Annotated in this window: 13 protein-coding genes; 6 read left to right on the top strand and 7 right to left on the bottom strand. The window is 67.5% G+C overall.

Annotated elements, in window-relative coordinates:
- Nucleotides 1-39: 39 nt before the first annotated feature.
- From TPAU_RS03520 to TPAU_RS03500, 5 genes are all read right to left on the bottom strand, one after another.
- A complete protein-coding gene (locus tag TPAU_RS03520; protein ID WP_147291052.1) occupies nt 40-2,403 on the bottom strand; it encodes an HNH endonuclease signature motif containing protein in 2,364 nt (787 codons plus the stop codon).
- 411 nt (nt 2,404-2,814) lie between these two features.
- Nucleotides 2,815-3,783 carry an nSTAND1 domain-containing NTPase gene (locus TPAU_RS03515; protein WP_013125393.1) on the bottom strand — a complete coding sequence of 323 codons (969 nt, stop codon included), beginning with the start codon at nt 3,781-3,783 and terminating at the stop codon, nt 2,815-2,817.
- An 11-nt stretch (nt 3,784-3,794) separates the two neighbouring features.
- Nucleotides 3,795-4,118, bottom strand: a complete 324-nt coding sequence (locus tag TPAU_RS03510; RefSeq protein ID WP_013125392.1) for a hypothetical protein — start codon at nt 4,116-4,118, stop codon at nt 3,795-3,797.
- A gap of 45 nt (nt 4,119-4,163) precedes the next feature.
- Complete coding sequence (locus tag TPAU_RS03505; RefSeq protein WP_013125391.1) at nt 4,164-4,964, bottom strand: MspA family porin; 801 nt, start codon at nt 4,962-4,964, stop codon at nt 4,164-4,166.
- Nucleotides 4,965-5,474: 510 nt separating this feature from the next.
- The gene (locus tag TPAU_RS03500) at nt 5,475-6,050 is read right to left on the bottom strand and encodes a hypothetical protein (protein WP_013125390.1); all 576 of its coding nucleotides are present in this window, start codon (nt 6,048-6,050) and stop codon (nt 5,475-5,477) included.
- A 126-nt stretch (nt 6,051-6,176) separates the two neighbouring features.
- On the opposite strand from TPAU_RS03500, the gene TPAU_RS03495 reads away from it, so the two are divergent.
- Nucleotides 6,177-6,605 carry an HIT family protein gene (locus tag TPAU_RS03495; RefSeq protein WP_013125389.1) on the top strand — a complete coding sequence of 143 codons (429 nt, stop codon included), beginning with the start codon at nt 6,177-6,179 and terminating at the stop codon, nt 6,603-6,605.
- Nucleotides 6,606-6,646: 41 nt separating this feature from the next.
- Here TPAU_RS03495 and TPAU_RS03490 read toward each other — a convergent pair whose 3' ends face one another.
- The gene (locus tag TPAU_RS03490; protein WP_160160256.1) at nt 6,647-7,822 is read right to left on the bottom strand and encodes a YdcF family protein; all 1,176 of its coding nucleotides are present in this window, start codon (nt 7,820-7,822) and stop codon (nt 6,647-6,649) included.
- Nucleotides 7,823-7,880: 58 nt separating this feature from the next.
- Nucleotides 7,881-9,020: a BTAD domain-containing putative transcriptional regulator gene (locus tag TPAU_RS03485; RefSeq protein WP_013125387.1), complete on the bottom strand. Its 1,140-nt coding sequence runs from the start codon at nt 9,018-9,020 to the stop codon at nt 7,881-7,883.
- A 205-nt stretch (nt 9,021-9,225) separates the two neighbouring features.
- On the opposite strand from TPAU_RS03485, the gene TPAU_RS03480 reads away from it, so the two are divergent.
- The 5 genes from TPAU_RS03480 to menE all read left to right on the top strand — a co-directional run bounded on the left by TPAU_RS03480 (nt 9,226) and on the right by menE (nt 12,700).
- Nucleotides 9,226-10,479, top strand: coding sequence for an inorganic phosphate transporter (locus TPAU_RS03480; RefSeq protein WP_013125386.1), 1,254 nt, complete (start codon nt 9,226-9,228; stop codon nt 10,477-10,479).
- Between the two features lie 3 nt (nt 10,480-10,482).
- Nucleotides 10,483-10,782 carry a hypothetical protein gene (locus TPAU_RS03475; protein WP_013125385.1) on the top strand — a complete coding sequence of 100 codons (300 nt, stop codon included), beginning with the start codon at nt 10,483-10,485 and terminating at the stop codon, nt 10,780-10,782.
- Between the two features lie 10 nt (nt 10,783-10,792).
- Nucleotides 10,793-11,107 (top strand): DUF3349 domain-containing protein, encoded by a 315-nt coding sequence (locus tag TPAU_RS03470; RefSeq protein ID WP_013125384.1) that lies wholly within the window; start codon nt 10,793-10,795, stop codon nt 11,105-11,107.
- A gap of 106 nt (nt 11,108-11,213) precedes the next feature.
- Nucleotides 11,214-11,558, top strand: a complete 345-nt coding sequence (locus TPAU_RS03465) for a DUF3349 domain-containing protein (RefSeq protein WP_013125383.1) — start codon at nt 11,214-11,216, stop codon at nt 11,556-11,558.
- Nucleotides 11,555-12,700 carry an o-succinylbenzoate--CoA ligase gene (menE, locus tag TPAU_RS03460; RefSeq protein WP_013125382.1) on the top strand — a complete coding sequence of 382 codons (1,146 nt, stop codon included), beginning with the start codon at nt 11,555-11,557 and terminating at the stop codon, nt 12,698-12,700. Before TPAU_RS03465 ends, menE begins: the two co-directional genes overlap by 4 nt.
- Nucleotides 12,701-12,749 lie beyond the last annotated feature (49 nt).

Genomic DNA, 12,749 nt, shown 5'->3' with positions numbered 1-12,749 from the left:
ATTCATCATTCGAATGCAGATGTGCGTATCAGCTCTAGTCTAGCGTACTAGGGATTCCCCGCCCTTCCAAATAATCTCAGAGATGAGATCCCCCTCCGCGAACCCCGCGGCCTTAATCGCATTGGCAATTCGAATCCCCATACTCTGGTTGACCGATGCGTTGAGAAGCTGGAGGTTCTCGAGCGCGTTCGCCCCACCGAGCTGAAGGTCGATGATGTGGTCGACATTCCATCCCTTCGGAACCAAGAATCTCCCCACAGGGTTTGTGGACGCAGTTCCTAGCGATTCAAGGAATGTCTGCTTTATCTTGTCGAACCCCGATCGAACAGGCTTGGTAACAACAAGTCCGTCGTTGATAATTGAGTCAATATTCAACTGCACCAACTTGGCGATTTCCTGATTAATCTGATCTGGAGTCCACTTTGCGGGCGGATGAGAAATCTCGAGAATATTCCCTGGAGGTGGAACAGCTTCTTCGGCGGCCTCTGCGAGCGCACGTGCCGTCTTTGATCCTCCGCCCCCAACTGAATCTGTGCCACGCGCCGCTGCGCCCGCGGCATCGCCGGCGGCCTCCGCGGCCTTACCGGCCGACTGCGCAGCGGTCGACGCTGCCTGAGTGCCGGCGCTCGCTGCATCACCAGCCACGTTCGTCGCGGTCTTCCCTGCTACCTGAGCTGCATCACCCGCTCCGTCTGCAGCCTTTTCCGCAGCCTTGCCGGCGGTCTTCGCGGCAGTACTGGCTGATGTCTCAGCGACTTCCTCAGCGGCCTTCGCGGCCTTGGCTGCCTTACCCGCAGTCGACGCCACCTTGCCAGCACCCTTGGTAGGGTCGACGACCGTCTGGAGGACGTTGCCCAGGACCTTTCCTGCGCCGTAGGCGGTGTCACCGCGGTCGAAGTCATCCTTGGCGATGAACGCCTTACCAACTGCACCCCACGACTCTCCGACTCCCGGTGCACCATCGCCTCCGAGCCCGACGAGCGGGGCCATTCCCTTCGCGGTCTCCTTGGGGTTGGTGACCATCTGACCAACGCCTTCAACAGTGTCGGCAACACTCCTGCCTACGCCGGCACCAAAGTTCTTGACGCTGTTTCCCGCGCTCTTGATCTTGTCCCACAACGGATCCGCGATGATCGGGTAGACGTTGTCCGGACCAGGCTCGATGCGCTGGACCATATCGTCGCCTTCGATGTCGTACCAGGTGGGCACCTCCTTGCCGTTGGCGTCGTACGCCCACGGTGCGTTGAACTGCCCGACCTTCTCGCCGTTACGGTCGAACACGGAGATCGATCCATCGTCGTTCTTCTCCGAACGACCGCCTTCCGGTGTGTTGAGGGGGAAGCGGTACTGCTTAGGAGCGTTCTGATTCTTCATCAGAATCAGCTTCTGGTAGTCGCCGTCCTCCTTCGGGACGGTGATGATGTCGTAGTCCGAGTCGGCGCTGGTGCCATCAGGATTGAGCTTCAGACCGGCCGCCTCTGCGGGACTGCGGTTGCCTTCCTTGGCCTGGTCCCACATCTGCCACGCCTGATCAGCCGTCGGTTTGGTGCCGCCGCCATTCCGTCGGCGACCTGCCATCACACCCGCTGCCTCGGCAACGAGGTAGGACCATGACGGCGCGCCACTGTCGTCCCCGCCATCAGGGCTGGAGCCGCCCCCGTCGGATCCCGAACCGCCGCTGCCCGGCGTGCCGCCACTACCTGGTGCACCGGGGGCAGGGCACTGCGACTGGGTCTGGGTCACCGTCACCGTCGGCTGGCCCGACGTGGGCTGACCGGACTGCGTCGCCTGACCCGTCTGGGTCGGCTGGCCGGGAGCAGTGGTGCGCGCTGGGCTCTGCTGCTGATTCCCCTGCCCCTGGCCGGGCCGCAGCCCCTGGCCCTGGCCCGTCGGGTTACCGGGGATGTTCGGCGCCTGCCCACCGGGGCTGCCGAAATCGGGAGTCTGGGCCTGAATGCCGTCACCGTTGTTGCCGCCGCTGCCCGCAGGCGAGGTCGCGATGCCGTTGTTGTCCTGACCGCTCCCCTGATTACCCTGCTGCCCACCGGGAGCAGTGGTCTGCTGCGCAGGAGGCGTGATCGTCAACTCCGGCCCCGGACCAGGACCACACGTCGCCGGCCCACCACCGGGACACGGCGCCGCCGAAGCAACACCAGTACCGGGGCCCGTCGCCGCGAAGCCCATCATCCCCACCGCCACCACGATCCCCGCCACCGCAGCCGCAGCGCGCACCTGCTCCGGCGCGGGCGCACCCACACCCGCCGAGCGGAGCTTGCCCAGACCGGTGAAGAAGATCCGGCCGACGATCACCATGATCAACCAGAACGTCAGGAACACCACCGGCACCGGAGTGAACCGCGGCGCCTCGATGGAGAACATCACCCCGCCGAACATCCCGGCCACACCGATCACTGTCAGGAACGCTCCCTGCAGGCGCTCCTGCGCCACCCCGTCACCACCGTCGCTGTTCGCGGCGTGAACGGGCTTCCCCCGAGCGTGCGCTGCCACAGACCTCACTCACCTTTCATCACAAGAACTACGAGCCCCCCATCGACCACGAAGGCCCGAACCCGGGGAGTGCGCCCATCCGGACGCCGATGGATCCAGTCCGCCACCGATCCGCAACCGGGTCAACCGGCACTCTCTGCGAATCGCGAATATCACCGCTGGTCACAGCAGCAATCGAAGGAATCCATATAGGGCCCGCCTTGAACGCACAGCCCGCACTCATGGCCATATAGGGGTCCGCTATACGACCAGGTCGGCGCTGACAACGAATCTTGTCGCGTCGGCCGGCGGCCGGAGGCCCTGTTCTCATCCCGCGACCATGCCAAGGGCGATCCCGAGCCCGAGCACCATCACCGACAAGGCCACGATCACTGCCATCACGATCTGATGCACGCGCAGTTCCGAGAGCGCGGCGGTCTGCGACGCATCCCAGAACTCGATCGCCGACGCCGGGATCTGCGACCGCGTCGCATCACCGAATCGGAACGCTCCGTCATCGGCAGATTCGGCAGCCGCGAGCGATGTGAGCGCCTCCGCGGTGAGCTCGAGCCGGGTGTGGTCGTACAGCCACGCGCGCGGCCGATCGGCCGCGCTCCAGCGCTGCGCGTCGTGCTCCAGACCGGTCCGGACGATCAGCGCCGGGTACGCGTCCGCAACCCATCGGGACAGTCGCGGCCAGGCTTCGATCAGCCCGGAGTCCACCACCGCGATGAGATCCGATCGCACCTCATCGTCGCCGGACCGAACGACGGGCTCCACAAGAACGCCCACATCGGTCAGCTCCGCGATGACCCCACCCGCACCGGGGCGGCGAGTCGACGTCCGGGATTCCACCGCCCCGTCGACGGAGGTCTCCAGGCAGCCGAGCAGCACGGCCCTCGCCGCCTCGACCGTCCCGGAATCCGATTCCTCGGCCCAGTGCTCGGCCGACGCGGCGATCTGATCGAGCACGGGTGCCTTGACCTCCCCGCCCGCGGCCGCGTCGAATAGGCCCTGCCACTGGCGCACCGTCAGCACACCCACGGCGTCGTCGGAACCTGAACTGTTCCGGATGCGTTGGTGCGCACGGTCGGTCAGGAGAACGAGCAGAGGTTCGATCGTCGCGAACTCACTGGGAAAGTGTCGCCCGGTGCGCCAGTGCGAGATCGTCCCGCTGCTGACTCCGACCTGCCGCGCGACCTGCGCGACCGTCGGCGAGCCCGCGGAAACGAACAACTGCCGCAACGACGCTGCGAAGACCTCATCGTCCGCGCTCCGGCCCCGTTTGGCTACCACGAACGGCGAACCTAGCTGCGGCCGTTGCGGACCGCCGCCCAGATCGCCGAGAATCCCCCCACGACGAGCTGGCTCGCGATCAGCATGACGAGCACGAACGCCACGAACACGGCTGGCATCGTCCACCGCTGGCCCCACTCCGTGAGGTGCTCGACGGCGAACCCACAGCCCACCAGCATCGCGAGCCCGATCACGAGCCCGATCGCCTTGAACGCCAGCGTGCGCATCGCTGCGGCATCGCCGCTGTCCGACTGCTGCGCCGGGTGCGGCGCAGGTGCGCTCTCGGGGCGCTGCACCGGAATCTGTTGTGTCTCTGCCGTACTAGCGTCGGTCATTGCGGTCCACCCCTCCACAGATGTTGATGATCGTCTCGCCACGCATCACGGGCGGGTGATGAAGATCGGCTTGCCGTACGTGGTGATCGAGTCGTCGGTGCGGTCGGTCTGCAGCGCGATGGTGGCGTACGAGCGCACCTGGACGCCGCCGATGCAGTTGTCGACCGCCACCCGCACCTCACGGGTGTACGTCGCCGCATCGGGACCCTCAAGGTTCTTCTTGGCGTACGGGATATCCTTGCTGGTACCCGGCTTGATCACACCCGAGATCGATCCGGTCTCAGTGAGCGTGTCGCCCACGGTGGCCGAAATCCCCGGCGTCACACCGGCGGACACGCTACCGCCGCCGCTGCCTCCTGAGGTACCTCCCTGGCCGGTCGCGGTACCCGTGAGGTTCGCGGTCACCGACGGAGTCACGCCCACGTTCGTGGCGTTGGAGATGCTGCCGCCCACCGTGAGGCTGTCGGCAGTCACGGCACATCCCACCTGGAGCCCCGTTGTGAGCACGGCGGACTTGACCTTCGACTTCGGCGGCTTCTTCGGATCGGCGACCGCGACGGTGGCCTCGCCACCGATGGTGGAGAACGCCTCGAAGGACTGCGGCGAGCGGTTCAGCGGCGGCACCGACCGCAGCGCCTCCGAAGTCTTGGTGACCACCATCTTCCATCCGTCACGGGTCACGACGGTCCGGGAGCTATCGGCGAACTGATCGTCGGGCTTGGGCTTGGTATCCGAGGCCGGCTTCGGCGCCGGCGACGGTGCCGCGGTCGCCACGGGGGCGACCGTGAGCGCGGCCGCCAGGGCGGCGGTGGCACCTATGAGGGCATGTGTTGTGCGAGATGGCATGTGAGCTTCTCCTGTTGTCGGGGCGCGGCGGCCCACGAACCCACTGCCTTCAACACGAGCCCCCGAAGTTCAAGCTCGACGTCAGCGCATGGGCGCGAGCCGTCTTCCGCAAACCGGCAACCGCAGGGCTACCGGCACCGGACCTCGCCTCCCGCAAGGCCCGAGCGGGGTATGCGCGTTTCACGTGCGACCTCGCGTTGGAGCCAGGCTGCGCATCCTTGAAACTTGCTTTACCTAAGAGGAGGTTAAGTGAATCCATCTCGATATGCAAGCAGTGCAGACATGCGATCTTCACACATTTGATATTTGGCATTGCATCGGAACCGTGGCTCCGACCCGGCGCGGCCTTCTCCATCGCGCACGAGCCACAAAACCCGTGAGCGCACGGTAGCAAGCACCGGCGAAAGCCACCGAGAGCCTTCACGGAACCGTCATACGTTTGCCATATTCGCGCGCGCCCTCGCTGAAATTCCCCGCTAGAACCCCGCCGCCCTCAACGGCGCAGCAGCACTACCGATCAGCCTTCGCGATCTGCTTACGCAGCGTCTCCCAGAACGACTCCGACGGACCGACGGCGCGCACCACCACCGTCGACTGCCGCACGGTGACATAACCGATGCGCTCCCCGCTCGCGGAGTTCCAGTACAGCCGCGGAGCGAGGCGGGCGAGGTCGGCGGGCACGCCGACCGGCGTGAACCTCTGATCCCGGTCGCCGGTGGTGCACCGGTCCAACAGATCGCCGAGCTGTTGCGCCGCCGGCTTCGACAGCACGGCGATCGTCAGCATGGACTTCTCGCGGGCGGCGTACGCCTCCTGACTCACCGCTCCGCGCGTGGCGGTGGCGGCCTCGGCCGTCGCATTCAAACACGGCGTGGACAGGTCGCCCGAGGGAACCATCGCGATCTCCCCGGACTGCACCTTGGTGCGGTACCCGGAATACCCGGCGGGCAACTCCCCCGCGTCCAACACCACCGTCGGGGGCGCCGCGGCGACCATGCCGGCCGCCGCCACAGACCCCGTCACCAGGATCGATGCCAACGCCGCCCCCACCCGCGCGGCCCGGATGGAACTCCTGCGACCATCCATGTTCAACGTCCACTCCCTCGCTCACGAGTGCGCCAGTGCGCACTACATATTGTGTATGTCGGAGTGAGTGCGCGGAACCGCACGCACGCGTGGCGATCATCACTCTTCGGCCGATACGCTGCGGACATGCAGGGATGCGTGTTCTGCGCGATCGTCACCGGCGACGCGCCCGCCGCCGTCGTTCACGAGACCGACGAGCTGATCGCTTTCCTCGACGCGCGGCCGATCAGTCCCGGACACAGCCTCGTCGTCCCGAAGCGGCATGCCGCGGGGCTCGGCGAGCTCGACGGTGCAACCGGGGAACGAATGTTCGGGCTGGGACACCGTCTAGCGCGGGCCGCCCGGGCGGGCGCACTCGGCGCCGACGGGGTGAACCTCGTGCTCAACGACGGCCGGGCCGCGTTCCAGACCGTCGACCACGTTCATCTGCACGTGATCCCGCGATACGCGGGTGACCGGCGCTCGCTCCTGCGCCGGATCGTGCGCCGCAAGCCACGCCCGTCCGACGACGCTGCGTCGTTGCTCCGCGGCGGTCTGGACGCGCAGGCGCCGTGACCGGCTGATACGTCTGCGGGTGCGAGGCCGCGGATAGCCGATCAGTCGGTCTCCACGCCCTTCACCCGCGGGGCTAACACTTCAAGGGCCGCGCCATCAAGGATCACCGGTTCAGCCTGATCGGCAACGATCATCACGACCGCCACGAGCAGGCCCCACATCCCCACCAGCACGGCGCACACGATCAGGTTCGCTCGCCGGTAATGCACAACCACCGCCACGAACTCTCGCAGAAACGCGGCCGGACGGAAGTAGAGCGCCGTGGGAGCGCCGAGTGCGGTGGCGGGCAGGCCCAGCCGGCGCGTCAATGAGCCCGCACGCAGGGCATGAAAGCTGCTCGTAGTGACCAGCATCCGTGTCCATGCGATTCCCTCGCTGGCCAGCAATTCAGCGGAGTACCGCAGATTCTCCTCGGTGGTCGTCGACCGCACCTCCCGGAGCAACCGATTCGATGGGATTCCCTGTGCCAGCGCGTAGCGGGCCATCGCCTCTCCCTCGGCGATCACCTCGTCGTGGCCACGGCCGCCGGAGCACACCAGAAAGGGATCACCACCATCGTCGACGAGCCTGCGGAACTCGCTGATCCCCAGATCCATCCGTGAGCGCAACAGCGGCGTGAGTCGCTCACCGTTGAGTCCCGATCCGAGCACCACCACGACGCCGGCGTCTCTGCCACCCGGCAGCCGCCGGTGCACCACCGCGTACACCGTGTAGGCGGCCAACTGCAGCACGACCAGTGCGCCGGGAATCAGGAGCGCGACCAGCAGGACCGCCGTGACCGCGCTGATCCCCTCGGTGAGGGCGTGCAGCAGATGGGCTCCGAGGAAGACCTCGGCCAGCAGGGCCAGACCCATCGCCGCCGGTACCAGCGTGGCCAGACTCAATCCCTCGCGCCGGATCACGACGAGGCTGTTCGCCAGCAGCCCCACGCCGACGCCGACGAGACCGATCACACCCAGCAGCATCGGGCCGAACGCCAGCACGATCGCGGCACTGGACCGCCCCGCCGCCTCGAGGACCAGGATCGCCGTCACCCACACGCAGAGCAGCACCGCGATCAGCCATAACCCGTTCGTCACCCTGCGGCGATCGGCGACGATCCGTCGCACGGCCTCCACAGCGGTTACCGCGGAGATCGCCGCGGCGGTCCATGCCGCGATCACCATCGCGGGCGCACCGTCGAAGTCATGCCCCGAGGCTAGGTCACGCCGGGGCACCCGCATCCCCGCCGAACGGCTGATCGTCGGACCCGTTCGGCCCCTTCGGGTGAGGCGGCTAGTCCTCGTCGATCACCCGGAAGGTGAACGTGGTGCGCCCGAGCGTCAGTTCGTCACCATCCGACAGCGGCATCTGGCCGGCCACCCGGCGCTCCCCCACGAAGGTGCCGTTCGAGGACATCAGGTCTCGGACCGCGAAGCCACTGACAGCGCCCGTGATCACGGCGTGCTCCCGCGAGACCTTGGTGTCGTCGACGCTGACGTCGTTGTCGGGAAGGCGACCCAACCGGATTTCACCGTGCACCGGATATTCCGTGCCGTCGGAGGCGATGAGCAGACCACGCGGACCGGAGGAGTCGGCGGCCGCGTCGGTTTCGGTCTTCTCGAAGGCACGTCCGGTACCGGGCTGAGCGGGCCGGACCTGCGCGAAGGCGAGCTGCTCCTGGCGCAGCACCTTGCCCTCCAGTTCCACCAGCGCGGGCGTCGGATCGGCGCCGAGTTCGTCGGCGAGCGTCCGGCGCAGCTCCCGCGCGGCCTCCAACGCGTCGGCCTGCCGCCCCGTGACGTACAGCGCGGTGATCAACTGACCCCACAACGGTTCCTGCAGCGGGTGCTCGGACACGAGGCGACGAAGATCACCGATCACCGATCCCGCACGACCGGCCGCGATCTCGGCGTCGTACATCGCGGACTGCACCGCGGCGCGTTCCTCCGCCATGCCGATGGCGAAGTTGTCGGCGAACTGCAGCCCGCGCAGATCGGCCACGGCGTCGCCGCGGAATTCGGCGAGCGCGGACGCGAACATCAGTGAGGCCTGGTCGAACCGGCCCGCAGCGGCCAGCTCGGCGCCCCGCCGGCGGGCGGCGTCGAACCTGCCCACATCGGACTGGTCGGGTTCGAGATCGAGCCGGTACGTGGAGCCCGACGTGACCAGCAGCGCGTCGAGCCCCGAACCCGCACCGGGGCCGCGCAGCGCTTTGCGCAGACCGCTGACGAAGACCTGCAGGCTGGCCCGAGCGGACGCCGGCGGGTTGCCGTCCCAGACCTGCTCGCTGAGCGAATCCACCGTGACCGCACGGCCGCGGTTCATCACGAGCAGCGCCAGCACCGACCGCGGCTTCACGCCCGAAACCTCGTTGGGTGCGCCGTCGACCGACAACGAGACCTGGCCCAGCACTCGGATATCCAACGACGCCATGCCGGAATCCTAATCCGGCGTGCGCACGGCCCCGCGACGTCGTGACGATTCGGACAGATCGGACATGCTGAAGTCATTCTGAGAGCGGGCTGAATGAACATTCGATGAACTGTCGACACGGTGTAAAGAAACTGCAGGTCAGAAGGATGTCGGGCAGGTCTCACCCGTTTGGAGTATCCGGCACTCGGACCGCAAAATTCTCACCATGAACAGCGAACTGATCATCTTGCTGTTGGTGATCGTGACGGCCCTCGCCTTCGACTTCACCAATGGCTTCCACGACACCGGCAACGCGATGGCCACCTCCATCGCCACCGGCGCCCTCAAGCCCAAGACCGCCGTCTCGCTCTCGGCGATCCTGAACCTGGTCGGCGCCTTCCTGTCGGTCGAGGTGGCACTCACCGTCACCAACGCCGTGATCAAGATCCAGAACAAGGACGGTTCGCCCAAGGCGGAGTTCACCGCCAATCACGGTCGCGCACTGCTGATCATCGTGCTCGCCGGCCTGATCGGCGGCATCGTCTGGAACCTGCTGACCTGGCTGCTCGGCCTGCCCAGCTCCAGTTCGCATGCGCTGTTCGGTGGCATGATCGGTGCCGCGATGGCCGCCCTCGGCACCGGCGGCGTGGTCTGGATCGGCCACGGCAAGCTCGACGGTGTCATCGGCAAGGTCGTGCTCCCGGCGCTGTTCGCTCCCGTGGTCGCCGGCGTCGTCGCCGCGGTCGGCACCTTCCTGATCTTCAAGATCGTCGCCGGCGTCGCCGAGCGGTTCACCGAGGAGGGCTTCCGCTGGGGCCAGATCGGTACCGCCTCGCTGGTCTCGCTGGCGCACGGCACCAACGATGCACAGAAGACCATGGGCGTGATCACCCTGGCCCTCATCGGCTACAGCGCCGGCAGCCCCGGGTCGGGCGGCTTCCTCTACTGGGACAACACCCACGACATCCCGCTCTGGGTGAAGTTCTCCGCCGCGGCCGCGATCGCGCTCGGCACCTTCCTCGGCGGCTGGCGGATCATCCGCACCCTGGGCAAGGGCCTGATCGAGATCAGCGCCCCGCAGGGCATGGCGGCCGAGGCCTCGTCGGCCACCGTCATCCTGGTCTCCAGCCACCTGGGCTTCGCTCTCTCGACCACGCATGTGGCCACCGGCTCGATCCTCGGCTCGGGCGTCGGCAAACCGGGCGCGAAGGTGCGCTGGAACGTGGCCGTCCGCATGGTCGCCGCCTGGTTCATCACCCTGCCCGCCGCCGCCGTCGTGGGCGCGATCATGTGGGTCGTCGCCGCGAAGATCCCCGGCCTCGCCGGCCCGATCGTCGCCTTCCTCATCCTCTGCGCACTGTCGGGCTACATGTACTGGCGCGCCCAGCAGCAGAAGGTGGACTCCAACAACGTCAACGCCGAGTGGGACGACAGCAGCAACTCCGTCGTCCCCGCCGACGAGAAGATTGCGAAGGTCTAAGACATGGAAACCATTACCCTCGCCCTCAACGCGGTGTGGAAGGTCCTCCTGGTGGGCCTGATCCTCGGCGCCGGCCTGCCCGCCCTGTTCGCCGTGGGCGTGCGCGGCCTCGCCATCGGCAACGGCCACGAACAGGAGGACGGCACCGTCCACAAGCCGAATCCGCTCGGCAATGTGATCGCCGCCGTTGCCTTCCTCATCGTGATCGTCGCGATCGTGCTCGCCGTCGCCATGGTCGTCTCGTCGGGCTACGGCTACAAGATGAGCTTCGAGAACATCTACCCCACCTTCACCAAGAAGTAGGAGCGGGCGAATGACCACCGAGAACACCCAGGACAACGTCCTCACCCAGGTGCTCGACTGGCTCCGCGCCGGGTACCCCGAGGGCGTGCCACCGAAGGACTACTTCCCGCTGCTCGCGCTGTTGCAGCGGTCGCTGTCCGAGGAGGAGGTCAACGCGGTGATGGGCCGGCTGCTGGCCGCCCGCCCCGACGAGGTGCATAAGGACGAGATCGAGGCGGCCATCGCCAAGGTCACGCAGTCGCAACCGAGCGACGACGACCTCAATCAGGTGGCCTCCAAGCTGGCCGCGGGCGGTTGGCCGCTCACCGGCTTCACCAGCAACTGAAACAGTTCGCTTTCACTCTGTTCACCACTGCGGAGGTAGGGCCCCCTATCCTGGTTGCCAGGTAGGGGGTCCTCCCCGTTCCACTGATCTCGGAGGTGATCCGCAGATGAGTTCCGGTCAGGGCTTCATCGCGAAGATCGTCGATTGGCTGCGGGCCGGGTACCCCGAGGGCGTGCCCAGCCACGACTACCAGCCGCTCCTCGCGCTGCTCGATCGGCAGCTCACGAAGGAGGAGGTCAAGGAGGTCACGCGCGAGCTGATCGACGATGCGCACCTCACCCCCGAGGGGGTCGAGCCCATCACCCGGATCGACGCCGGCGTCGCGATCAGCGGTCACACCCGAGAGATGCCGCTGGAGAAGGACATCGCCCGGGTCCGGGAACGCCTGGAGCGCAAGGGGTGGCCGTTCGACGATGCCCCACTCCGGGCCGACGAGCCGCCGCGCGAGTGAGACGCCTTCAGGCCCTTCCGATCGACACCGTCGAATCCGCTCTGCCGCAGCTGGCGGCGCTCCTCGACGGGACGGCGCCCGCGTGGCTGCCCGTGCCCGCGCGCGATCCCCGCGAGAGCGCCCGGCTCACCGCGGCGATGGCCGTCGATTCCCCCATCGACGAGCGGGCGGCGCTGGTCGTCGCCACCTCCGGCAGCACCGGAACTCCCAAGGGCGCCATGCTCACCCGCGAGAATCTCGCCGCCAGCGCGGCGGGCACCGCGGAGCGGCTCGGTGGTCCCGGCCAGTGGTTGCTCGCGATGCCCCCGCACCATGTCGCAGGCGTGCAGGTGATGCTCCGCTCGCTCGCCGCGGGCTGGGCCCCTGTGGGACTGGACGTCTCGGCCGGCTTCGCACCGTCGAGCCTTGCGGACGGATTCGCGGCGATGACCGCACCGCGGCGCTACGTCTCGCTGGTGCCGACCCAGTTGGTGAAGATCCTGGCCGATCCCGCCGCGACGCAGGCCCTGGCGCGATTCGACGGAGTGCTCATCGGCGGCGGCGCCTGCCCACCCCCGGTGCGCGAGGCGGCTCTCGCCGCCGGCATTCGCATGGTGCGCACCTACGGGATGAGTGAGACCGCCGGCGGCTGCGTCTACGACGGAGTTCCGTTGCCGGGCGTGGAGATCCGGCTCGACGGCCCGGACGGACGCATCGTGCTCGGCGGGCCGACGGTGGCGCTCGGCTACCGCAACGCACCCGCGCATCCCGCGTTCAGTGAGCCGGGATGGTTCCGTACCGACGATGCCGGGACGATGACCGACGGAGAGTTGTCGGTGACCGGCCGACTCGACGAGGCCATCTCGACCGGCGGCCTGACGGTGCTCCCCCAGGTGGTCGAGGCAGTGTTGGCGCGGGTGCCGGGTGTGGCCGAGGTGGCCGTGTTCGCGCAGCCCGATCCCCGGCTGGGCCAGCGGGTGGCGGCAGCGGTCGTGCCGGTGGCGGGCCAGGCGGTCACCGTCGAGCTGCTGCGCGCGGCCGTCGAGGCGGAGCTGGACCGAACGGCGGCGCCGCGGGCGCTGTTCCTGGTCGATGAGCTTCCGCGCCGCGGACCGGGGAAAGTGGATCGACGGGCCCTCGTGGAGCAATACTTCGAGTACTGACAGAATTTGAATACCATCGGTATATCCTTCGTCGGACAGGTGAACCGGC

This window comes from Tsukamurella paurometabola DSM 20162 (assembly GCF_000092225.1).
Taxonomy (GTDB): domain Bacteria; phylum Actinomycetota; class Actinomycetes; order Mycobacteriales; family Mycobacteriaceae; genus Tsukamurella; species Tsukamurella paurometabola.
Note: the sequence above shows the minus strand (reverse complement) of the source record. Positions and strands in the feature narration are given on the sequence as shown.

Coding starts and splice junctions, on each gene's coding strand:
- TPAU_RS03510 (WP_013125392.1), bottom strand. CDS start 4,118: ATGACCGACGCTAGTACGGCAGAGACACAACAGATTCCGGTGCAGCGC.
- TPAU_RS03505 (WP_013125391.1), bottom strand. CDS start 4,964: ATGCCATCTCGCACAACACATGCCCTCATAGGTGCCACCGCCGCCCTG.
- TPAU_RS03500 (WP_013125390.1), bottom strand. CDS start 6,050: ATGGATGGTCGCAGGAGTTCCATCCGGGCCGCGCGGGTGGGGGCGGCG.
- TPAU_RS03495 (WP_013125389.1), top strand. CDS start 6,177: ATGCAGGGATGCGTGTTCTGCGCGATCGTCACCGGCGACGCGCCCGCC.
- TPAU_RS03485 (WP_013125387.1), bottom strand. CDS start 9,020: ATGGCGTCGTTGGATATCCGAGTGCTGGGCCAGGTCTCGTTGTCGGTC.
- TPAU_RS03480 (WP_013125386.1), top strand. CDS start 9,226: ATGAACAGCGAACTGATCATCTTGCTGTTGGTGATCGTGACGGCCCTC.
- TPAU_RS03475 (WP_013125385.1), top strand. CDS start 10,483: ATGGAAACCATTACCCTCGCCCTCAACGCGGTGTGGAAGGTCCTCCTG.
- TPAU_RS03470 (WP_013125384.1), top strand. CDS start 10,793: ATGACCACCGAGAACACCCAGGACAACGTCCTCACCCAGGTGCTCGAC.
- TPAU_RS03465 (WP_013125383.1), top strand. CDS start 11,214: ATGAGTTCCGGTCAGGGCTTCATCGCGAAGATCGTCGATTGGCTGCGG.